The sequence below is a fragment of the Modestobacter marinus genome (genome assembly GCF_019799945.1).
Classification (GTDB): Bacteria; Actinomycetota; Actinomycetes; order Mycobacteriales; family Geodermatophilaceae; genus Modestobacter; species Modestobacter marinus_B.
Genome location: NZ_JABGCH010000015.1, coordinates 17,208 through 39,954, shown reverse-complemented (window position 1 = coordinate 39,954; position 22,747 = coordinate 17,208). Strand labels below are relative to the sequence as shown.

At 74.8% G+C, this 22,747-nt stretch carries 16 protein-coding genes; 7 read left to right on the top strand and 9 right to left on the bottom strand.

All coding sequences use genetic code 11. The features are described from left to right. Positions 1-105 precede the first annotated feature (105 nt). From HK417_RS13580 to HK417_RS13570, 3 genes are all read right to left on the bottom strand, one after another. On the bottom strand, positions 106-1,122 hold the full coding sequence (locus HK417_RS13580; RefSeq protein ID WP_222267295.1) for an NAD(P)H-dependent flavin oxidoreductase: 1,017 nt from the start codon (positions 1,120-1,122) through the stop codon (positions 106-108). A 75-nt stretch (positions 1,123-1,197) separates the two neighbouring features. After that, on the bottom strand, positions 1,198-2,316 hold the full coding sequence (locus tag HK417_RS13575; RefSeq protein ID WP_222267293.1) for a glycosyltransferase family 4 protein: 1,119 nt from the start codon (positions 2,314-2,316) through the stop codon (positions 1,198-1,200). Beyond that, a complete protein-coding gene (locus tag HK417_RS13570; RefSeq protein ID WP_222267291.1) occupies positions 2,313-3,674 on the bottom strand; it encodes a lipopolysaccharide biosynthesis protein in 1,362 nt (453 codons plus the stop codon). Before HK417_RS13570 ends, HK417_RS13575 begins: the two co-directional genes overlap by 4 nt. A 62-nt stretch (positions 3,675-3,736) precedes the next feature. Here HK417_RS13570 and HK417_RS13565 point away from each other — a divergent pair, with 62 nt between their 5' ends. The 3 genes from HK417_RS13565 (at position 3,737) to HK417_RS13555 (ending at position 10,164) form a co-directional block, all read left to right on the top strand. Beyond that, entirely contained in the window at positions 3,737-6,922 is a 3,186-nt protein-coding gene (locus HK417_RS13565; RefSeq protein ID WP_222267289.1) for an arabinosyltransferase domain-containing protein, read from the top strand. Positions 6,923-7,058: 136 nt separating this feature from the next. Next, complete coding sequence (locus HK417_RS13560) at positions 7,059-8,030, top strand: decaprenyl-phosphate phosphoribosyltransferase (protein WP_308123570.1); 972 nt, start codon at positions 7,059-7,061, stop codon at positions 8,028-8,030. Positions 8,031-8,205: 175 nt separating this feature from the next. Beyond that, a complete protein-coding gene (locus HK417_RS13555) occupies positions 8,206-10,164 on the top strand; it encodes a DUF6541 family protein (RefSeq protein ID WP_222267288.1) in 1,959 nt (652 codons plus the stop codon). Between the two features lie 13 nt (positions 10,165-10,177). Here HK417_RS13555 and HK417_RS13550 read toward each other — a convergent pair whose 3' ends face one another. Genes HK417_RS13550 through HK417_RS13535 form a run of 4 tightly spaced genes read right to left on the bottom strand, consistent with a single transcriptional unit; the run spans position 10,178 to position 13,305 of the window. After that, the gene (locus HK417_RS13550) at positions 10,178-10,999 is read right to left on the bottom strand and encodes a DUF1028 domain-containing protein (protein WP_222267286.1); all 822 of its coding nucleotides are present in this window, start codon (positions 10,997-10,999) and stop codon (positions 10,178-10,180) included. After that, on the bottom strand, positions 10,996-11,664 hold the full coding sequence (locus HK417_RS13545) for a CoA transferase subunit B (RefSeq protein WP_222267285.1): 669 nt from the start codon (positions 11,662-11,664) through the stop codon (positions 10,996-10,998). The genes HK417_RS13550 and HK417_RS13545 overlap by 4 nt, the downstream gene beginning before the upstream one ends. Next, a complete protein-coding gene (locus HK417_RS13540; protein WP_222267284.1) occupies positions 11,664-12,467 on the bottom strand; it encodes a CoA transferase subunit A in 804 nt (267 codons plus the stop codon). The genes HK417_RS13545 and HK417_RS13540 overlap by 1 nt, the downstream gene beginning before the upstream one ends. 49 nt (positions 12,468-12,516) lie before the next feature. Next, entirely contained in the window at positions 12,517-13,305 is a 789-nt protein-coding gene (locus tag HK417_RS13535) for a TIGR03089 family protein (RefSeq protein WP_222267283.1), read from the bottom strand. Between the two features lie 70 nt (positions 13,306-13,375). Here HK417_RS13535 and HK417_RS13530 point away from each other — a divergent pair, with 70 nt between their 5' ends. Then, a complete protein-coding gene (locus tag HK417_RS13530; protein ID WP_222267282.1) occupies positions 13,376-13,891 on the top strand; it encodes a phosphatase PAP2 family protein in 516 nt (171 codons plus the stop codon). Here HK417_RS13530 and HK417_RS13525 read toward each other — a convergent pair. Continuing rightward, the gene (locus HK417_RS13525; protein WP_222267281.1) at positions 13,884-15,419 is read right to left on the bottom strand and encodes an LCP family protein; all 1,536 of its coding nucleotides are present in this window, start codon (positions 15,417-15,419) and stop codon (positions 13,884-13,886) included. The genes HK417_RS13530 and HK417_RS13525 overlap by 8 nt on opposite strands. A 421-nt stretch (positions 15,420-15,840) precedes the next feature. Between HK417_RS13525 and HK417_RS26160 the strand changes: the two genes are divergently transcribed. Further along, a complete protein-coding gene (locus HK417_RS26160) occupies positions 15,841-17,820 on the top strand; it encodes a peptidoglycan recognition protein family protein (protein WP_222267280.1) in 1,980 nt (659 codons plus the stop codon). Beyond that, on the top strand, positions 17,810-19,720 hold the full coding sequence (locus HK417_RS13515) for a SpoIID/LytB domain-containing protein (protein WP_222267279.1): 1,911 nt from the start codon (positions 17,810-17,812) through the stop codon (positions 19,718-19,720). Before HK417_RS26160 ends, HK417_RS13515 begins: the two co-directional genes overlap by 11 nt. 55 nt (positions 19,721-19,775) lie before the next feature. On the opposite strand, the gene HK417_RS13510 is transcribed toward HK417_RS13515, so the two are convergent. Continuing rightward, on the bottom strand, positions 19,776-21,722 hold the full coding sequence (locus tag HK417_RS13510; protein ID WP_222267278.1) for a DUF6541 family protein: 1,947 nt from the start codon (positions 21,720-21,722) through the stop codon (positions 19,776-19,778). Positions 21,723-21,907: 185 nt separating this feature from the next. On the opposite strand from HK417_RS13510, the gene wzm reads away from it, so the two are divergent. Next, a complete protein-coding gene (wzm, locus tag HK417_RS13505; protein ID WP_308123569.1) occupies positions 21,908-22,747 on the top strand; it encodes a galactan export ABC transporter permease subunit Wzm/RfbD in 840 nt (279 codons plus the stop codon).

Here is a 22,747-nt window from a genome sequence, read left to right as displayed (position 1 = left end):
GGGACTATGCCCGGGAGCGGCCCGTCCCGGCGCGGGATCCGGCGCCGCGGTCTGCGACGGCCGGCCGGACCTGCCCGTGCCCGGCCTCGGCGATGGGCGTGGCGCTCACTCCAGGTCCCCGGGCACGGAGTACCGGCGCCCCCGGCTCCCGGCCGCCGGCACGACGGCCTGCTGCGCCGCCCGCAGCGCCTCGGCCTCCGCGACCAGCCGCGAGATCAGCTCGCCGGCCGGGACGACGTCGTGCACCAGCTGCACGGACTGGCCCGCGAACGGCAGCAGGTCATGGCCCCCACCGGCCAGCACCCGGGCGCGCACCTCGTGCCCCACCCGGGCGGGGTCGACCGTCTCCGGGGCCCGCTCCAGCCGGGACACCAGCTCGGTCCGCAGCGCCCGGGGGGCGTAGGGCTGCCCGACCTGCGGGAGGGTGAACGGCGGCATGACCCGCTCGGCGTGCGGCACCTTGACCGCGTCGGTGGCGGCAGCCGCCACCACCCGGTCCTTCCACTCCTGGTCGACGGCCATCTCCGGGGTCGCGAGGAAGCGGGTGCCCAGGCTGACGCCCTGCGCACCGAGGACGAGCGCGGCCGCCAGGCCGCGCCCGTCGGCGATGCCGCCGGCGGCGACCACCGGCACGGTCCCGGCGACGTCGACCACGGCCGGCACGAGCACCAGGCTGCTCACCCAGCCCGCGTTGCCGCCGGCCTCGGTGCCCTGGGCCACCAGCACGTCCGCCCCCGCCGCGAGCGCGGCCTCCGCGGCGGGAACGTCCCCGACGGACTGGATCCAGCGGATGCCGGCGTCGTGGGCCCGGGCGACGAGGTCTGCGGGGATCCCCATGTGGAAGCTGATCGGCGCCGGGGCGAAGTCCAGGGTGGCCGCGAAGGCCTCCGGGTCGAACGGGCGCCCGGTGTGGTTGACGGCGAAGGGGCGATCGGTCTGCTCGCGCACCCGCTCCCACTGCGCGCGCAGCTCCGCCGGCCCGCGGAGGGCGGTCCCCAGGCTGCCGAGGGCACCGGCCCGGCAGGCCGCCACGGCCAGCCGCGTCTCGTCCCACGGGCCGAAAGGGGCCACCACGATCGGCACCGTGATGTCCAGCAGGTCGCACAACCGGGTCCGCAGCATCGCTGGCTCCGAGGAGGACGGGACCGCAGTCTGGCCCGCGGCCGTGTCCCGGGCCAGACGTTCCTGCGCGCGGCGTCACCCCGCGGAGGCCTCCGTGACCAGCCGCTCGTAGGCGTCGAGGACCGTCTCCAGGGCGAACCGCTCCCGCGCCCGCTGTGCACCGGCGCGCCGGTCCAGGTCCGCCGCGGCCAGCTCGCGCAGCGCGGCGGCGATGCCGTCGACGTCCCGCGGCGTCACGATCCGGCCGAAGCCGGTCTCCTGCACCGGCACCCGCACCCCGGGCAGGTCGCTGGCCAGCGCGGGGACGCCGGCCATCATCGCCTCGACCTGCACGATGCCGAACGCCTCGAACGCGTTGACCGAGGGCAGCGCGAACACGTCGAGCGAGGCGTAGAGGTCCGCCAGTTGCTCGTCGGGCAGGAAGCCCAGCAACCGGATCCGCGGGTCGCCGTCGACCAGGCGGCGGATCTCGTCCACCACCGAGCCGCCGGCCACCTTCGCGAAGTCCCCACCGATGACCAGCCGGCTGTCGGGGTCGTCCAGCGCCTGGAAGCCGCGCACCAGGTACTGCAGGCCCTTCTCCTCGACGATCCGGCCGAGGAAGCCCACGTGCAGCCCCGCGCCGTCGCGGAACCGGGGGACACCCGCCGGGCGCTCGTGGCACGGCGGCGGGATCGCCACCGTCCGGCCGGCCATCGACGGCCAGAGGCGGCTGTGCCGCGCGTAGTCGTCACTGGTGACGACGACGGACTGCGCGTGCCGCATCGCCCGCCGGCTGGACGCGTCCACGACGGTCCGCTGCACGGCGTTGACCGCCCCCGGGGGCAGGCTCACGTCGCAGTGGTACGTCAGCGCGACGGGGGAGGCGCAGCGGCCGGCGATCACGCCCGCCTCCAGCATCGGCAGGTGCAGGTTGGTCAGCCGGGCCCGCCGGCTCGCCCGGACGGTGCGGGTCACCAGGGCGGGGCTGATGACCCCCTTGCCCAGCCGGGCGACGACCGGGGTCCGCTCGACCTCGACGCCGTCCAGCGTCTCGGACTCCGGCAGCGACGGGTCGTGCCGGCTGGTCACCACCTTCACCCGGTGGCCGCGCTCGGCCAGGCCGACGGCGACGTCCCGGGCGACGTTGGTGAGTCCGCTGACGTACGGCGCGTAGTAGTTCAGCGCGATCAGCAGGTCGTGGTCGGTGCTCATGACCGTCCTTCCGGTCCGGTGGCCGATGCCCGGGCGACGGCCTCCGCACGGGTCGCGTGGTGGCGCAGGAGGGCGACGACGGCGCAGGCGAGCGCGACCCCCGATCCTCCGGTGAAGGCGAGGGCGGCCCGCAGCACGAGGTCGGGGACGAGCAGCAGGCAGAGGCAGGCGGCGAGCAGCCCGGCGATCCAGACCGCCGCCACGGCCCGGTGCCGGCCGGCGGCCAGGAGCGCCTGGCCGGCGACGAGCAGCCCCAGGTGCAGCACGCTGCCGACGGCCAGGACGGCGATCTCGCTGCCGGGCAGGGCGTAGGCGTCCCCGAAGACGAGCCGGACCACCCAGGGCCCCAGCCACAGCCCGATCGCGGCCGCGGCCGCCCCCAGCAGGACGACGGCGGCGAGCCCGCGGCGCAGCAGCCCGGCCAGCCGCCGGCCGTCCTCCTCGGCCTGCAGCTGCACGAGCGCCGGGATCATCGCGCTCTGCAGCGGCACGGCGACGAACAGCGGCAGCCGGACCAGGGTGAAGGACGCGACGAACTGTGCGGCCCGCACCTCCTCACCCGGCGCGGCGAGCGCGGTGATCAGCACCGGGGCGGCGTTCAGCAGCGCCTGGGCGCACAGCGACCCGACCAGCAGGTGGCCGACCGCCCGGACGAACGTGCCGGCGCCGGGGTCGCCGCGCTCGCCGGGCTCGCGCGGGGCGGGGCGGCGGCGGAGCAGCAGCCAGCCCAGCAGCGGCAGGTGGGCGAGGCCCATCGCGGCGACCAGCGTCCAGGCGTAGCTGCCGCCGTCGGCGTCCGGCGCGCTCCGGGCCAGGGTCAGGGCGAGGACGACCCGGAGACCGGAGTCGACGAGCAGCACCGTGCCGTGGGTGCGCAGCCGGCCCGTTCCCAGCAGCAACCCGCGCACCAGGAACTGGCCGGCGGAGATGACGCAGATGCACAGCAGGGCCAGCAGGAACGCCGCGTCGTCGCCGAGCGCCGCCACCAGGCGCGGGCTGGCCAGCAGCAGGCACCCCGTGCTCAGACCGGTCAGCCCGAGGACCGTCCGCAGCGTGCCGGCCGGCAGCCGCGCCCCGGCCGGCCGCTGCTGCAGCAGGCGCGCCAGCTCCAGCTCCACGGGGAGGAAGGCGCCGAAGCCGATGACCAGGGCGAGGGACCAGTACGAGCCGAACCAGCCGTAGTCCGCCACGGGCACCGCGCGGGCGACCAGGGCCTGGTAGCCGTAGGTGAGCACGCCGGAGACGACGATGCACACCGCGACCCAGGACAAGCCCACGGTGACGCCGCGCGTGCGTGCTGCGTCGGGCCGGTCCGCCACCGGCGCCGAGCGGTGCGCGCGCCGACGCCAGATGACCACCAGGGGACCGTAGTCGGGGTGTTGGGCGGGGGCGCGGAAGACCGCCACGTCAGACTCTCCCCGTGCGGGACGAGGCGATCCCCGTGTCCACCGGGCACCCGGGACGCGGCGACGACATGAGAGGACCGGTGGCCGGCGGAGTGGCGGCGCAGACGGGAACGGCCGAGGAGGCGGTCCCGGACCTCCCGCCGTCGCCCGGGGGACCCGCGCGGGACGAGCTCCCCGGGCGCGGTCGGACCGCGTCCTGGTGGGGCCCGCTGGTCGCCGCCCTCACGATCGTCGCCGCGGTGCTGCTGCCGTTCGCGCCGGTCGAGATGAGCACCCCCGTGGTCACCTGGCCGGAGGTCCCCGGGCAGCCGGTCTCCACCATGCTCGTGCTCACGTCCCAGGAGCCGGTGACCCTCGACGTCGAGATGAGCTGCGGCGCGCTGCGGGCCGCGGCCGGGACCGCGGACGGCGTCGTGTTCTCCACGATCCGCCCCGGGGCGGCCGTCGCCGGCACCCAGGGCCTGCTGATCACCGCCGGCGGGGGCGTGCTGCGGATCGAGTCGATGGACCGGGTGCTGCTCGAGGAGCCGGTCCCGGCCGGTGCGTGCACCTACGCGCTGCACGGCGACGGCAGCGGCCTGGAGGTCAGCCGGGACGGCGAGGTCGTCGGCCGGGCGCGGGCCACCGCGCTGCCCGGGATCGACGTGCTGGCCACCTCGCTCGGGTCGCTGTCCGCGGCGGACGACGAGGAGCTGAGCGTCCGCATCGGCGTCGACGACCAGTTCGCCACCAGCCCCACGGGGCTGAAGGTCGGCCTCGTCGCGGTCTGCCTGGGCGGGGCGGTCCTCACGCTCGTGTGGCTGTGGCGGGCGGGCACGCGGTCCCGGCGGCCCCGACGACGGCGGAGCTGGGGCGTGGCCTTCTGGCTGCGCCGGGGAGTCGACCTCGTCGTCGTGGCCGTGCTGCTCCTCTGGACGCTCCTGACGCCGATGACCGGGGACGACGGCTACTACGCCGCCATGGCCCGCAACGCCCCGCTCGAGGGCTACGTGGGCAACTACTTCCAGCTGCTCAACCAGAGCTTCACCCCGTTCACCTGGTTCTACCGGCTGCTCGGCTGGTGGCAGCAGGTGGCGGGGGACGCGCCGGCGGCGCTGCGGGTGCCGGCCCTGCTGGCCGGCCTCGGCACGTACGTGCTGGCCGCCCGCCTGGTCGCGGTGGCCCCGTGGCGGGGGCAGTGGACCCGGCTCGGCGGGCACGCGCTGCTCGCCCTGGTCTTCCTTGTCTGGTGGATGCCCTACGACATGGGCATCCGGCCGGAGGCGGTGGTCGCGCTGGCCGGCGCCGGCACGCTGCTGTCGGTGGTGACGGCGGTCCGCCGGCGGAGGCTGATCTGGTACGGCGTCGCCGTCCTGGTCGCCGCGGTCGGCTTCGTCTGCCACCCGACCGGCTTCGTCACCCTCGCGCCGCTGGCGGCCGGGCTGCCGGCGATGGCCCGGCTGGTCCGGACCGGCCGGCTGCCGGCCACCCTGGGCCGGGTCGTCGCGATCGTGGCCCCCGGCGCGGTCGCCAGCGTGCTGGCGTTCGGGGACGGCACGCTGCGTGACTTCATCCGCGGCCAGGAGATCTTCCTGGCGGCGCAGCCGCAGCTGGGCTGGACCGACGAGTACTCCCGCTACACGATGCTGCTGCAGCAGGACTTCATGGGCGCCTACGCCAAACGGCTGCCGGTGCTGATCGCGATCGTGGCGCTGGTGGGCTGGCTGGTGCTGGCCGCCGCCCTGCGCGGGCGCGGCCGCCCGCTGCCGGTGCTGCTGCACCTGTCGGCGGTCAGCCTGGGCCTGAGCCTGCTGCTGCTCTGGTTGACCCCGAGCAAGTGGTCCTTCCACTTCGGCAGCCTGGTGGGCGTGGGGTCGGTGTTCGTGACCCTGTTCCTCTGCGGGCTGGTCCGGGCCACCCGGCAGGTGCACGCCCGCCGGTCCCTGCCGGTGCCGACCGTGCTGTTCGCCGCCCTGGCGGTGGTGCTCACCGTCGCGCTGTCCTTCGCCGGGTCGAACGCCTGGCCGTCGTCCTGGATGCTCGGCGTCCCGCAGGCGAACGTCCCGCCGTCGCTCGGCATCCCGCTGAAGAGCCCGGTCCCGTGGCTCGCCGGCCTGGTGCTGGTCGCCGTGGTGATGTGGTGGCGGGCGCGCCGCCGCGGAGACGACTCCGCCTGGCCGGTCGCGGTGACCCGGGCGCTGCCCGTCGTGCTGACCGTCGGGCTGGCCGTGGGCGGCACCTACCTGGTGGGCACGTTCGCGTACGCGGCGGTGGCCGACCAGGAGTCGTGGACACCGTGGGGCGACACGCTGCGCGACCCGCTGGCCCGGAACTGCCACGCGTCGGGGGCCTTCGAGGTGCTCGGCGACGAGGGCCGGCCCCTGGACGAGCAGTCCGCCGGCGACGTCGGCGTCTTCACCGAGGGGGCCGGCTGGTACGCGGCGGTGCCCCCGGCGGGCTCGGCGGGCCGGATCTGGGGCAGCCTCCTGCCGCCGACGTTCAACGGGGTGACCGGGACCAGCTTCACCGGCTGGTACTCCCTGCCGGAGCTGGACACCGACCGGGAGGCGGTGGCGCTCACCGCCGCCGGGAACCTCGGCGGGGGCAACGCCCTGGTGGCCGAGTACGGCCGGTCGACCCCCGACGGGGTCCAGGTGGTCGCCCGGGAGGAGCTCGGCGACGAGCAGAGCACCCCGTTCTGGCGGACCCTCACCCTGGACCCCGAGGTGTCCGGGGAGGCCGGGGCCGACGCCGTCCGGCTGGTCGCCCTCGACTCGACCACCGACGTCGGCGGGTGGCTCGCCTTCTCCGAGCCCTCGCTGCGCGCGTGGGTCTCCGTCGAGTCCCACCTCGGCGGCGACCAGCCGGTGGCCGTGGCCTGGCAGATCGCCCTGCTGTTCCCCTGCCAGCAGCAGCCCCGGGTCCAGTACGGCATCACCGAGCCGGTGCAGGACGGCGTCCTCTACGGCGGCTCGATGGGGGCGCAGCTCGCGGACGCGACCTGGCTCGTCGACCGGGGCGGGCTCTACGCCCCGGTCCTGCGGGAGGCGTCGGTGACCGCGCTCCCGACCCGGCTCCCGGGGGCACCGCAGGTCCAGGACGTCGGCGTCTACCGGTTCGAGCACCCGTACCCCGAGGGGCGGTACGAGCTCAGGACGGAGACCACCACCACCCGTGGCTGGGCGCCGCCGCTGGGCTGGGGGGACCGCCCCGCCCGGTGATCGGCCGACCCCGGCGGGCGGTGCCGCGCCGCCGGCCGGACCCCGTCCACCGGTGCGGGCGCTACCGTGGCCCGGGGCGCAGCGGCGCCCCGGGCCGCCGCGCGTCGGTGGACGCGAGGGCAGAGGAGGACGATCGGTGACATCGGAGGCGGCGCGGTCCCCGGTGCACCAGCACGGCGAGCACCCGCTGCGACCGGAGACCGGCGTGGCGGAGGGGCATCCCCAGCGGTCGCCGGCCGCGGTCGTCGGCGGCGTCGTCCGGACGATGCGGCCACGGCAGTGGCTGAAGAACGTGCTCGTCCTCGCCGCGCCCCTCGCCGCGGGCACCCTCGCCCAGCCGGCCGTGCTGCTGCCCACGGCGCTGGCCTTCGTGCTGTTCTGCCTGGCCGCCAGCGGCATCTACCTGCTCAACGACGTCCACGACGTCGCCGAGGACCGCCGGCACCCCCGAAAGCGCTGGCGACCGGTGGCCGCCGGGATCGTGCCGGTGCCCGTGGCCGTGGTGGTGGGCGTGGTGCTGCTGGCCGGCGTCCTGGCCGCCGCCGCCCTGCTCAGCCGCCCGCAGCTCGCCGGCGTCCTCGGCGCCTACGTGGTGATCTCGCTGGCGTACTCCTACTTCCTCAAGGACCAGCCGGTCATCGACCTCGCGGTGGTGGCCTCCGGCTTCCTGCTGCGCGGGGTGGCCGGTGGCGCGGCGGCGGGCATCCCGCTCTCCCAGTGGTTCCTCCTGGTGGCCGCGTTCGGCGCGCTGTTCATGGTGGCGGGGAAGCGGTACGGCGAGCTGGTCGCCGTCGGCGAGGTGGCCCAGACGCGCAAGTCGCTGGCCGAGTACTCGGCGAGCTACCTGCGGTTCGTCTGGAGCCTGTCGGCCGGGGTGGCCTGCACCGCGTACGGCCTGTGGGCGTTCGAGCTGCGCGCCGCGCACGACGGCTTCCCCTGGGAGACCGCGTCCATCGCACCGTTCGTCCTCGGCCTCCTGCGCTACGCGGTCGACGTCGACCGGGGTCAGGCCGGTGCGCCGGAGGACGTCGTCCTCGGGGACCGGGTGCTGCTGGGGCTGGGCGCGCTGTGGCTCGGGCTGGTCGTGGCGGGTGTCCTCACGCGCTGACGCGCCGGTTGTGGTGCGTGGGAACGGTGGGGTCGGTGCGCCGGGGGAGTCCGTCGTCCCCGGCCGTCCGGCCCGGGCCCTGTCCTAGTCTGAGGGTGACCCGTCCGCGACACCGCGGAGCCGACTCTCTGGACGGCGGCACCACCTGTACGCGCTCCTGACTCTCACCGTCGCGGTGCTGCTGGTCTTCGCACCCGGACTCCTGCTCGCACTCGCGTTCCGGATCAGGGGATGGGCGGGCCTCGGCGTCGCGCCGCTGCTCACCGCCGCGCTGGTCGTGCTCGCGATCGTGGTGTCGTCCGCGGCCGGTCTGCGCTGGACGCCGCTGGCGGCCGGCGCGGTGACCGCCGGGCTGCTGGTCCTGGCGGCGCTCCTCGGGGTCTGGTCGGCCCGGCGCCGCGAGCCGGCGGGCCCGGACCGGGACGAGCCGGCTGCGCCGGAGCACGCGCGGCTGTGGTCGGCGCTGACCCTGGTGGGCGTCGCGGTCGGCGGCGTCGTCGGCTTCCTGGTGGTGGGGCGCGGGACCGGGAGCTTCCGGGTGCCCAACCAGGGGTTCGACGCCCTCTTCCACGTCAACGCCGTCGAGGCGATCACCAGCACCGGGAACGCCAGCCCCTCGGTCGCCAGCCTGCTCAACGGGTACCCCGAGGGCGCGTCGGTCTACCCGGACGCGCTGCACGCCATCGCCTCGCTCGTCGCCCAGCTCCACGGCGACACCGTCACCAGCATCAACGCGCTGATGGCGTGCATCCCGCTGATCGCCGGGGTGGGGCTGGTGGCGCTGCTGCGGGCACTGGGCCTGGTCCGGGAGGCCGCCGTCGCGCCCGTGCTCCTCTCGGCGACGACGGGGTACCCGATGGACCCGATCTGGCACGGGCCGATCTGGGTCTTCGCGTTCGGCGTCGCCCTGATCCCGGCGTTCCTGGTCCTGCTCCACTCCTGCCTGCGCGAGCGGTCGGTGGTCGGCGTCGTGCTGCTGGGCCTGGCCGCTGCCGGGCTGGCGCTGGTCCACCCGAGCGCGGCCATGGCCGCCGTGCTGGCCGCGGTCTTCCTGCTCGTCTCCCGCTGGGTGTCCCGGCCGGCGGACGCCGCCCGGGACGTGGTGGTCCTCGGCTGCGCGGCGGTGCTGGCCGCGGTGGTCGCCCTGCCGCTGATCGGCAAGGCCCTCCTCGACTCCGGCGGCGGGACGATCGTCGACTGGCCGGTGGCCCAGTCACCCGGCCAGGCCGTCGGCGAGCTGCTGCTCTACAACTACGGCACCGACTACCCGCAGGTGTGGCTGGCCGTCCCGGCGCTGCTCGGGCTCGCGCTCGGCTGGCGGGTCCCCGCCCTGCGCTGGTGGTACGGCGGGACGGTGGTGTTCGCCGGGCTGTGCGTGCTGGCGGCCGCCTACGAGGGGCGGGTCGTCTCGGTGCTGACCGGCCCCTGGTGGAACGACCGCTTCCGTTTCGCGGCGCTGGTGTTCCTGTTCCTCGCGGTGTTCGCCGCGGTCGGGGTCGTCCGGATCGGGGACCTGCTCGCCGGCCGGCTGAGCCGGGTGGCCGCCCGCGGTCGCGACCGGGCGGTGGCCCCCCGCGGCCTCGTCGCCGTCGGCGCCCTCGCGCTGGTCGTGCTGGTCGTGGGGGTGCTGAGCAAGGGCTTCTACGTGCAGGACAACGTCGAGCGGCTGCGGCTGGCCTACGTCCCGGAGGGCGGCGGCTCGGTCGGGCCGGCCGACGTCGTGGCGTTCGACTTCCTGGCCGAGGTCGCCGACGGGGCGCCGGTGCTGAACGACCCGAACGACGGCTCGCCGTGGATGTGGGCGCTCGCCGGCGTCCGGCCGGTGTTCGGCGCCGCGCTGACCGACCCGGTCAGCCCGCCGCTGCCGGGGTCCCGGCAGCTGCTGGTCGACGGGCTGAACTGCCTGGACTCCGACGAGGACGTGCGCGGGGCGGTCGAGGAGCTCGGCGTCCGCTACGTCTACTCCTCGACGACCACGGTCCTGGGGACGCCGAGCCCCAACGAGGGGTTCCACGACCTGTCGGACGTCGAGTCCCTGCGCCCGGTCTACGAGCGGGACGGCGCGACCGTCTACGAGATCGAGCTGGTGCCGCTGGAGGAGGCGCGGGCGGACGAGACCTGCGCGCTGCGGTGACCCGGCGCCGGGTTCAGCCCAGCAGCCGGGAGACCGCCGAGAGCCGCGAGTCCCCGGCCATCGAGGCGAGCCACGTCGCCCACCCCGGGCGCGTCCGGACCGCCTCCAGCGCCTTCCGGGCGGCCTCCCGGTCGCCCCGGCGGGACGCGGCCAGCGCGGCGTAGAGGTCGCGGGCACCCTCGGGGGCGAAGACGGCGAGGGTCTCGTAGTCGCGCTCGTCGTAGGCGCGCTGAAGGTTCCGCAGCATGCGCAGCTGGGCGACCGGGTCGCCGGAGTCGTCGACCCGCAGGTCGATCCGGACACCGTCGTCCTCGTCGGTGGCGGGGCTGCCGCTGACCACCTGCAGCGCCGCCGACTGGCGGCCGCGCAGGTCGCCGCCGGCGTCCTGGCCGGCGGTCAGGGCGGCGAGCAGCCGGTCGGCGAGCGTGCCGCCGGTGGCGGTGAACGCCTGCGACATCGCGGGCAGCACCTCGGCCGAGGCCAGCATGTTGCCCTGCACGCTGAACCCGTCGCCGAGCACGTGGCCGCTGGCCGGCAGCGACCCACGCCCGGTGTCGGCGGCCACCCGGCCGGCGGCGTCCAGGACGGCGATCTGCCGGTCGACGTCCTCGGCGGCGTGCGCGGCCCGCCGGACGAGGTCCTCCGGCATGACGCCCTCGGCCAGCCCGGTGAGCAGCGACCCGCCCAGGCCGCGCCGGCTGCGGGCCTGCACCGCGACGACGCCCACGCCGGGCCGGACGTTGGGCACCGCCCGGCCGACGGCGAGGATGCAGGAGCTGACCGCGATGCCCAGGTCGCCGGTGCCGGCGTCCCGCGCGATGACCGAGAACGTCACGCAACCGCCGGCAGGCGCATCTCCGGGACGTCGTCGGCCACCTGCAGCGGAGCACCGGTCCGGCTGACGACCTCGTCGACGCTCACGCCCGGGGCGACCTCGCGCAGCACCAGGCCGTCGGGGGTGACGTCGATGACGGCCAGGTCGGTGATGACCTGGTTCACGCACGCCTTGCCGGTGAGCGGCAGGGTGCACTCCTCGACGATCTTGGCGGAGCCGTCGCGGGCGACGTGCTCCATCATCACGATCACCCGCTTGGCGCCGCCGACGAGGTCCATCGCCCCGCCCATGCCGTTGACCATCTTGCCGGGGATCAGCCAGTTGGCCAGGTCGCCGCGGGCGTTGACCTGCATCGCGCCGAGGATCGCGAGGTCCAGGTGGCCGCCGCGGATCATGCCGAAGGACAGCGAGGAGTCGAAGTAGCTCGCCCCCGGCAGGATCGTCACGGTCTCCTTGCCGGCGTTGATCAGGTCCGGGTCCTCCTCGCCCTCGAAGGGGTAGGGGCCGACGCCGAGGATGCCGTTCTCGCTGTGCAGCACCACGTGCACGTCGTCGGGGACGAAGTTGGGCACCAGCGTGGGCATCCCGATGCCCAGGTTGACGTACTGGCCGTCGATCAGCTCCAGGGCCACGCGGGCCGCGAGCTCGTCACGGGTCAGTGCCATCAGGCCGTCGCCTCCGTCGCCTCGTCGCCCGCGGCAGCCGGGGCGGCGGCCTCGGCGCGCGGACGGGTGGTCCGCTTCTCGATCTTCTTGCCCTCGGGGCCCACGACGACGACGCGCTGCACGAACACGCCGGGCAGGTGCACGTCCTCGGGGGTGATCTCGCCGGGCTCGACGAGCTCCTCGACCTCGGCGAGGGTGATCCGCCCGGCCATGCCGGCCAGCGGGTTGAAGTTCCGCGCCGACTCGCGGAAGACCAGGTTGCCGTGCCGGTCGCCCTTGGCGGCGCGCACGAGCGCGAAGTCGGCGGTCAGCGCGGTCTCCAGCACGTACTGGCGGCCGCTGAACTCTCGGACCTCCTTGGGCCGGCTGGTCTCCACCACGTTGCCCTCGGCGTCGTAGCGGATCGGGATGCCGCCGTCGGCGACCATCGTGCCGACGCCGGTGGGGGTGTAGAACGCCGGGACGCCGATGCCGCCGGCGCGCAGCCGCTCGGCCAGCGTGCCCTGCGGGGTGAGCTCCACCTCGAGCTCCCCGGACAGGTAGAGCCGGGCCAGCTCCTTGTTGCCGCCGACGAAGGAGCTGATCGTGCGGGTGATCCGCCCGGCGTAGAGCAGCACGCCGAGCGCCTGGTCGTCCACGCCGCAGTTGTTGCTGATCGTGGTGAGGTTCCGCGCGCCCTGCTCCAGCAGTGCGTCGATCAACGCGATCGGCACCCCGCACAACCCGAACCCGCCGACGGACAGCGTGGCGCCGTCCGGGATGTCCGCCACCGCCTCGCCGGCGCTGGCAACGACCTTGTCCATGCAGGTGTCCACCGTTTCTCGCAGGCTGGGCTGGCCGGCTGGCCGGTCATCATGTGGGGCGGCCCAGCTCGCGCACCCCGTCGAGAGTCAACCCGAGCGTAGCGGTGACCCGCTCCGCGGACGCCCGCCGGAGGAGAGCCTCCGGCTGGGTCGCCCGCGACAGCACGATCGAGGCGCCGGCCGCCAGCGGTGCCAGCAGCCACGCGACGGGTCCGGCCTCGGTGGCGGCGCGCTCGTCGACCAGCACCCGGTCGCCGGCCTCGATGCCCAGCCGACCGGCGAGCTCCGTGGCCGCGGACGCCAGGCCGCCCAGCGGCAGCTCGAGCGCGCCGGCCCGCAGCCCCGGGCCGGCCGGGTCGACCGGCTGCCACGGCGTGAAGGTGTCCCCGTGCACGCGCACCTCCAGCGCGAAGTCCCGCGCCGGGCCCGCGTAGCCGGCCATGCCCATGCCCAGCGGGTGCAGCGAGAGTCCCATCAGGTCGGGCAGGTCCTGCTCCTCGAGCGCGGGCAGCCGGTCCTGCGCGGCGAGCACCACGTCGACGGCGGCGAGCCGGCCGTCGTCCTCGGCCGCGGTGTCCAGCACGGCGGCTCCGCAGCTCCACACGCCCAGCAGGACGGCGGCGGTCTGCCAGTGGACCGGCAGCGCGACCGCGACGGTGCTGCCCGGCCCCACGTCGAACTCGTCCTGCAGCAGGTTGGCCGTCTTGGCCACCCAGTTGGCGAGCGTGGTGCCGGAGAGCTCCGTGCGCTCACCGGAGACGTCGTCGTAGAACGTGATCAGCGGGCTCGCGGCATCGCGGCGCAGCGCGGCCTCGAGCAGGGCGGCGGGATGGGGCACGGCTCCAGCCTGGCAGCTGCCCGGCGCGGCCGGCCGGGCGGCCCGAGGGCGTCGCTACAGTTCCGCGTCGATGACCGCCACCCCCGGGTCCCCGCTGACCCGCCTCGACCACACGCTCCTGCGTGCCACCCGGCGAGCGCTGGGGGAGACCCCCGCGGTGCCGGCCGCCCGGGCCCTGTCGCACTTCGGCGAGCACGCGGTCGGCTGGCTGGCGCTGGGCGCGGCCGGCTGGGCGGGCGGGCGCCGCCGGCCGGAGTGGGTGGCCGGGACGGCCGGGGTGTTCGCCGCCCACGCCGCCGGTGTGGTGGTGAAGCGCGTCGTCCGCCGGGTCCGGCCGGACCTCCAGGACGTCCCGCCGCTGGTGGCCACGCCCAGCCGGCTGTCCTTCCCGAGCGCGCACAGCTGCTCCACCGCCGCCGCGGCCGTCGGCTTCGCGCCGATGCTCGGCCGCCCCCTGATGGGGACGGTCCTCGGCGCGATGCTCGTCTCGCGGGTGCTGCTCGGGGTGCACTACCCGAGCGACGTCCTCTCCGGCGCCGCGCTGGGCTCGGCGGTCGCGGTGGCGGTCCGCCGCGCGCTCAGTTGATGCAGCTGGTGTCCGCCGCGGTGCGCGGGTCCTCGCCCTCGGTGGTGGGCGCCGGCGGCTGAGCGGTGACCGGCTGCCCGACCCCGTTGAAGTCCGAGCCGAGCACCAGCTGCACGGTGCCGCTGGTCGCGGTGTCCAGCTGGGTGGTCGTCGCGCCGGGGACCGCGGCCGCCAGCGTCGTGGCCAGGGCCTCGTCGCCGGGCGCGTAGCGGATCTCGGTCACGTCGTAGTCCGCGGAGTCGGCGTTGCCGGTCCCGGTCACCCCGAAGCCGGCCTGCTCCAGGGAGGTGGCGGCGCCCGCGGCCAGCCCGGGGGTGCCCGAGCCGTTGAGGACCTCGACCGACACGTCGGCCGCGGCGACCGTCTCCGGGGCGGCGGTGGTGACGGGCGCGGCCTCCTCGCCCTCGGCGGACAGGTCGGCGAAGAAGGCGTGCAGGGCGTCCTCGTCCTCGAGCCGGAGGATGTAGCGGCCCTCCTCGTCCTCGTCGTCCCCGACGTAGGGGACCGTCTGGAAGTCGATGCTGCCGGCGGTCACCGACTGCATCTGCTGGGCGAGCCGGAGCAGGTTCAGCGACTGGTCGACGGTGAGCGACTGGGCGGCGGCCTGCACCAGCTCGCGCTGCTTGCCCATGTCGAGCAGGACGTCGTCGGAGAGCATCTTGCGCAGCACGCCGGCGATGAAGACCTGCTGGCGGATGATGCGGTCGAAGTCGCCGCGGGGCAGCCCGTGCCGCTGGCGGACGAACTCCAGCGCGTCGGCGCCGCTGATGGTCTGCACCCCGGCCGGGAAGACCGCGCCGGAGTAGAAGGAGTCGTCCACGGCGTTGCAGAGGTTCACCTCGACACCGCCCACCACGCTGCTGAGCTCGAAGAAGCCCAGCAGGTCCACCTCGGCGTAGTGGTCGATGCGCAGCCCGGTCAGCTGGCTGATCGTCTGCACCAGGAGCCGCGCGCCCGCGGCGCTCTTGGCCTCCGCCGAGGCGGTGTCGGGGACGTCCTCGCTGCCGTACGCGTAGGCGGCGTTCAGCTTGTCCCAGCCGTAGCCGGGGATCTGCACGTAGGAGTCACGCGGGAAGGAGACGAACGACGCCTTCGACCCGTCGGCGGGGACGTGCACCAGGATCATCGTGTCGGTGTTGGAGCCGGAGTCGGCGCCGGCGTTCAGCTCGGCGAGCTGCTCCTCGGTGAGGGAGGCCCGGCTGTCGTTGCCCACCAGGAGCAGGTTCATCGCCTCGCCGGTGGAGACCACCTGCGTGTTGCCCTCCGTGGGGATGGCGTCGGTGCGGTTCACCCCGGCCTCGGCGACCCGGCCGAGGTGCCAGCCCCAGCCGCTGGCGACCAGCAGGGTGAGCGACAGCACCGCGGCCACGACCCGACCGGTCCAGGCCAGCCGGCGCCCGCGGGCGGACCCGGTCGCGGCAGGGGCCGCCGGCGCGGCGGACGACCCCCGGCCCAGGCGCGGGTCCAGGCGCGGCGGCAGCGCACGCGAGGTGCCCTGCCGGTCGTGCGCGTCGTCTGGTCTGTTCACGGAGGTTCCTCACGTCGGGGAGCCGACGTCGGGTGCTGACGTCGGTGCGTCGCAGGTGGCCCGTCGTCCAGCGGCGTGGTCGGCGCGACTCTACGTCGCGCAGCTGCGCCGATCGGGCAGTTGAACGGCCCGCCGCGGTCGTGTCCGGCGCGCGGCGTCCCACCCGGCACTCCTGACCCGAGCCGGCCACGCCGCCCGTGACCCCTCCTACCGGGTGGACGATCAGCCGTCGGATCGTCGTCGAACGGTGACGAAGTGACAGCAGTGTCACTTGTGAACTGGAGATGCTGAACAGGTAGTACTTCGTCTACTTACGCCTGCCGATTCAGTCGATTTGGCCTCCGTGTCCATGGATGCTGGCGTCGGGTTCGTTCCGTATGTCTGGACGGACCGACGTCGCTGAACCGGAGGTACAGAAACCGTGCGTCGACTCGCCGGGGGCTCACTGGCCTTCCTGATCATGACGGGCACCCTGCTCACCGTTCCCGTCTACGCCGCACCGCTCCCGCAGGCGGAGCCCGTGGAGCCCTCCATCGACTCCGTCTCCCTGGGGTCGGTCGAGGCCCCGCAGGACGAGGCGGTCGTGACCGCAGACGGGGCGGTCGTCGACGCGGGGCCGGAGTCCGACGTCGAGCCGGCCACGCCGGTGCCCGCGCCGAGCGAGGAGCCCGAGGACGGCGCGGTGGCCAGTTCCGGGGAAGAGCTCGCCGGCGTCCCCGCGCTGACGGTGTCCCAGCCGGACACCGCCCGCTTCGCCAGCGTCGGGATCACCTGGGCCGCCGACCCGAGCGTGCAGGACGTCACCGTCCAGCTGCGCACGAGGAACGCCCAGGGCACGTGGAGCGACTGGACGACGGTCGAGCAGGACGACGTCCAGATGACCGCGACCACCCCCGGCGCCGACGACGACGCCGTCTTCCGGGGCGGCACCGCGCCGTACTGGACCGACGAGGCGTACGGCGTCGAGGCGATCGTCCAGTCCGCGGACGGCGCCACCCCGCGCGACGTGCAGGTCCAGCTCATCGACCCGGGCACCAGCCCGGCCGACGCCACGCCCGGCGCCCCGGAGGTCACCGACACGGCCGAGGCCGCGATGATCCAGCCGGCGATCTACTCCCGCGCGCAGTGGGGTGCCGACGAGGCCCTGATGGGCTGGGACCACGAGTACGCGCCCACCATCAAGGCGGCGACGGTGCACCACACCGCCGACAGCAACAACTACAGCGCCGCCGACGTGCCGGCGATCATGCGCTCGATCTACGCGTACCACGCGAGGAGCCTGGGCTGGGGCGACATCGGCTACAACGTCGTCGTCGACAAGTTCGGCCGGGCGTGGGAGGGCCGTTCCGGCGGCCTGGCCAGCACGGTGATCGGCGCCCACGCCGGGGGCTTCAACACGAGCACCTTCGGCGTCTCCATGCTGGGCAACTACGACGTGGTCGACACCACCCCGGCGATGGTCGACACGGTCGCCGGCGTGATCGCGTGGAAGCTGTCCCTCTACGGCGTCGACCCGCGCGGCCAGGTGTCGCTGACCTCGGCCGGCGGGGGCACCGCGAGGTACGCCGCGGGCGTCTCGGTGACGCTGCCGACGATCTTCGGCCACCGCGACGTCGGGGCCACCGCGTGCCCGGGCAGGTACGGCTACAGCCGCATGGGCGAGATCCGCTCGCTGGTCGCCAAGAAGATGGCCGACCCGGCGCTGCAGGTGAAGATCCCGCCGCAGCTGCTGCTGCGCAACACCAACAGCTCCGGCGGCGCGGACGTCCGGGTCCTGCGGGGCGACGTCGGTGACCGGCCGCTGGTCTGCGACTGGAACGGCGACGGGCGGGACACCGCCGCGGTCTACCGCCGCGGCCACTTCTTCCTGTTCGACTCCAACGACCAGAGCGCGGCCCCCGTCGCCGACTTCTGGTTCGGCGACGTCGGTGACACGCCGATCTGCGGTGACTGGGACGGCGACGGCAAGGACTCCATCGGGGTCTGGCGCAAGGGGTGGTTCTACCTGCGCAACGACAACATGGGTGGCTACGCGCAGGGCGCCTTCGCGTTCGGCAACGTCGACGCGCAGCCCGTGGTCGGCAACTGGAACGGCGACGCCTTCGACACCGTCGGCGTCTACCAGAAGAACGTCTTCTTCTGGACCAACAGCAACGTGCGGCCGGCGGCCGACGGCCGGCAGCCGTTCGGCGACGGCGCGGACCGGGTCGTCGCGGGCGACTGGACCGGGTCCGGCCGGGACTCCATCGGGGTCTTCCGGAACGGCACCTTCTTCCTCACCGACGGACTGCGTGGCACCACCGACCACGTGATCTTGTACGGCGACCGGGGCGACCGGCCCGTGACCGGCGACTGGGACGACGACGACACCGACACCGTGGGGGTCATCCGTGGGTACTGAGCGGACGCACCGCGTTCGCCGCGGACTGCTGGTCGGGCTGGTCGGGCTGGGGGTGCTGGCGGTCGTGCAGGTGCCGGCCGAGCCCGCGTCGGCCGCGATCACCGGCACCGTGCAGTTCACCGGGCACGGCTACGGCCACGGCCGGGGGATGGGCCAGTGGGGTGCGTACGGGTACGCCACCACGGGTGCCAAGTACACCGACATCGTGTCCCACTACTACGGCGGCACGACCCTGGGCGGCCAGGCCGACGGCGTCATCACGGTCGGCCTGTCCGGTCAGGACGGCGCGGACCTCGTGGTCACCTCCGGCCGGAACTTCACCGCCGGCGGCGTGCAGGTGCCGGCGGGCTCCGCCGCGCGGCTGCGGGCACTCGCCGACGGCAGCTTCCAGATCTCGGTCACCGGCGGGTGCGCGGCCCCCGGCGGCGCGATGTCGCCGGCCCAGAACGGCCGGGTCGTGCCCAACGTCGACCCGGGCAACGACCTCGGCGGCATGCTCAGCCTGTGCACGGCCACCGGCACGCGGCAGTACCGCGGCGAGCTCTCCGTGCTGTGGGCCAGCAACGCGCAGCGCACGGTGAACAGCGTGTGGATGGAGCAGTACCTGCGCGGCGTCGTCCCCCGGGAGTCGCCGGCCAGCTGGGGCGACGCCGCTGGCGGCAAGGGGATCGAGGCGCTGAAGGCGCAGGCGGTCGCGGCGCGCTCCTACGCGTGGTCGGAGAACAGGACGACCTACGCCAAGACCTGTGACACGGTCACCTGCCAGGTCTACGGCGGTGCCGGGATCAACGGCGGGTCGATCGAGGACCGGCGGACCGACGCGGCCATCGCGGGCACCGCGGGGGTCGTGCTGCGCGGCGGCAACGGCGCGGTCGTCCGCACCGAGTTCAGCTCCTCCACCGGTGGCCACACCGCGGGGGGCACCTTCCCCGCCGTCGTCGACCTCGGCGACACGGCGTCCCCGTACCACAACTGGTCCCAGCCGATCAGCGCGACGACCATCGCCACCGCCTACGGCGTCGGCGAGCTCGTCGAGATCAAGGTGACCAAGCGCAACGGCCTCGGCGCGGACGGCGGTCGGGTCACCGCGGTGCAGATCGTCGGGACGACGAAGACCGTCACCACGACCGGCACCGACGTGCGGACCAAGCTCGGGCTCCGCTCGGACTGGTTCAGCATCGCCGGGGTGACCCAGGGCGTCCCGGCGGCCGTGCAGCCGGTGATGCACCTGGCGTCGGGCAACGCCGTGGGCGCCGGGGCCGTGGGGGTGCCGCTCGGCCAGTCCGGCGACGTCCCGCTGTCCTGCGACTGGAACGGTGACGGCGTCGACAGCCTGGGTGTCTTCCGCAAGGGGACCTTCTTCGTGACCGACGACGTGGCTGCGTCCACCGGGGTGCGGGCGTTCCTGTACGGCGACTCGGGTGACCAGCCGGTGTGCGGCGACTGGGACGGCAACGGCACCGACACGGTCGGCGTCTACCGCAACGGCATGGTGTTCCTGCGCAACAGCAACACCTCGGGTGTGGCCGACGGCCGCTACCCGTTCGGGCAGGCCGGCGACCGGATCGTGGCCGGGGACTGGAACGACGACACCTACGACACGGTGGCGATCTGGCGGAACGGCAAGTACCACTGGACGAACAGCAACCTGGTGGCCACCACGGACGGCACCGCGGCGCTCGGCGACCCGTCCGACGCCCCCGTGGTCGGCGACTGGGACGGCAACGGCAGTGACACCTTCGGGGTCTTCCGCGCCGGGGTGTTCTACCTGCGCAACGACACCGCCTCCGGGGTGTCCGAGCTGACCGTGGTGTTCGGTGACCTCGGCGACAAGCCGATGTCCGGGCGCTGGCAGTCCGCGAACGGCGGCGACGTCGTCGGGGTTGCGCGCTCCTACTGACGGTCTGGCTCGTCCGACGGGCGCCGGGGTCCACGACCCCGGCGCCCGTCGTCGTTCAGGGCGGGGACTGCCCGGCCCGGCAGGCCGGCCTCGGGTCGGCACTGAGCTCACCGAGCTGCACCCGGTAGATCCGCACCGCGCCCCGGGCGTGCTCGAGGGCGACCGACGGCGAGTCGGCGAGGCCGGTCAGCCCCTCCGCCCGCTCCCTGTTCCGGCGGACGTAGCCCTCGCTCACGAACACGTACCGGATGCCCAGCGTCCCGATGGCGTGCCGCACGTCCCGGTCGCTGTCCAGGCAGGAGAACCGATCGCGGAGCAGCGCCTGCACCGGGCCCACGGTCTCGGCGTTGACCTGGTGGCCGAACACCGGCCGCAGCCCGGCGACCGCGGCCATGTACGCCGACCCGTCGCCCGCGTCGTTCATCACCCGCTCGCCGGGGCCCACCCGGTCGGCCAGCCAGGCCATCGCCGCGGTCTCGTCGGCGTCCAGGTACCGGTCGGACTGGTAGGCGCCGCTGACCCGGTGGCTGTTCGGGCCCGCGTACAACCCCCCGGAGGCCACGACGACCACCGTCAGCACGGCCGCTGCGGCGAGCTCCGGCCGGGCGGGACGGGCCGCCGTCGGCCGCCGCAGCCGGCCGGCGACCCGGGCGAGCGCGCCGGACGACGCCGCCAGCCCGTGCGCCGCGAGCGGCACCAGGCAGAGCACCAGCCAGGCGGTGAGCCGCCAGCGGTCGTTCCACCAGGGGCGGGTCAGGGCGGCGGCGAGGGCGGACTCCGACGACGCGGCGAGCACGAACAGCCCGAGCGGCACCAGCGCGGCGGCCGCGCACCACCACACGTACCGCGCCGACCGCACCACGAGGAGGCCGGCCAGCACCAGGACGGCGAGGACCAGCTGCGGGCGCCGGGTCACCTCGTCGAAGGTCAGCGCCTGCAGCACCGCGCCGCCGGGTGTCGTCACGGCCGGCCAGTCGCTGTCGTTCCCCCCGGTGCTCGTGCGGACCGAGCCGAGGACCACCGGCGCGGCCAGCAGCCCGGCCAGGGCCGCCGCGGCGAGGAGGGGGAGCACCGGAGGACGCCAGCGCCGGGTGGCCCACTGCTGGACCAGCATCGGCACGGCGACCAGCCCGGCCGCCAGCGCGGTGCTCGGCTGCAGCCCGAACAGCGCCGCGCCCCCGAGGCCGGTGAGCAGGGTGAGGCCCGGGTCCGGCCGCACGGTCAGCTCGCGGACCAGGGCCAGGAAGGCGGGCAGGAGCGCCAGCCCGGCGGCGTAGGGGAGGACCGGGCCGCGGGCGACGAGGTCGTACGGGAAGCCGGCCGCCCCGGCCAGCAGCAGCGGCGCGGTCGCCGTCGCGGCGGTCGGCGCGCCGAGGTCCCGGAGCAGCACGGCGAGCCCCAGCCCCGCCGTCCCCGCGATCAGCAGCGTCCCGCTGTTCAGCACGGCGAAGACCGGCGCGCCGGTCAGGTCCCGGACCACCGCGGCCACCGCGTGCAGGGCGTCGGGGTAGAAGAAGGACGAGGACTCCCAGTCGTTGACCGCGCGCAGCGCCGCGGGGGCCACCTGGCCGGTGTCGGCGGTGAACCGGGTGGCGTTCGCGTGGAACGTGTAGTCCCAGTCCTGGTTGGGTCGCCCGAGGTCGCCGAACCCCGCCAGCAGCACCGCGGCGGACAGCACCGCCCCGGCGAGGACGCCGCTGGCGACCACGAGGTCCCGCGCCGGTGGCCACCCGCCGGGCCGCGGCGCGCGTCGCCGTCCCCGGCGCACCGCCAGCAGCAGCCCCGCCAGCGCGGCGGCCTCGACCGCGAGGAGCCAGGGCTGCCAGGAGACCGGGAGCACGGTGGCGACGGTGCCGGTCGCCGTCGCGAGGCCGTAGGTGACCAGCGGGGCGGCCGCCAGCGCGAGGGAGAGGCGGAGCCCGGCGGCGACCGCGACCGCCGCGCCGGGCAGGAGAAGCGTCGCCAGGGAGACCAGCAGCAGGACCGGTGTCGGAGGAGGCACGAACAGGCGGTCCCGTCTGGAGCGTGGTCGGATCCGACGGCCGGCACCGCGGGCGGCCGCCACGGATCAGGGTAGCCGGGGCCGTGGTGGGGTTGCCGTGGTCGCTGAGGGTCCAGGGGCTGAGGTTGTCGCCGTCCCGCGGAAGTGTCCAGCCGGTCCGGAGGGGACGGGTACCGTCAGGTCCCGTGTCCAGCGCTGCCGTGCCCTCCACCTCACGGGCGTGGTCCCGTGCCTTCGCCGATCTGACCGGCGGATGGGGGCAGCGGGAGCTGTGGGGTCACCTCGGCTGGCAGGACATCAAGCAGCGGTACCGCAGGTCGGTGCTCGGGCCCATCTGGATCACCATCAGCATGGCGGTCACCGCCATCGCGCTGGGCATCCTCTACGCCGGGCTGTTCGGCAACGACCTGTCGGTCCAGCTGCCCTACATCCTGGTCGGCTTCATCGTCTGGGCCTTCATCAGCGGCTGCATCCTCGAGGGCGCCGAGGTCTTCATCGCCAACGAGGGCCTCATGAAGCACCTGCCCGCCCCGTTGAGCGTGCACGTCTACCGGCTGATCTGGCGGCAGACGCTGCTGTTCGCCCACAACCTGCTCGTCTACGTGATCATGCTGGCGATCTTCCCCCAGCCGCTGAGCTGGACCATCCTCGCCGCCCTGCCCGCGGTGGCGCTGCTGGCGCTCAACGGCGCCTGGGTCGCCCTGCTGTTCGGGATGGTCACCGCGCGGTTCCGGGACCTGGCACCGATCACGCAGAGCCTCGTGCAGCTGATGTTCTTCATGACGCCGATCGTCTGGATCTACGACGACCTGCTGAACAGCCCGAACCCCACCATCGCCGAGCGCGCCCGGCTGGCCGAGTTCAACCCCTTCCTCCACTTCATCGAGATCGTCCGCCGGCCGTTGCTCGGCCAGGACCTGCTGCTGCGGCAGTGGGTCATCGTGCTGGTCATCACCGTGGTGGGCTGGCTGCTCACCCTGGTGGTGCTGCGCCGGTACCGGTCCCGCGTCACGTATTGGGTGTGA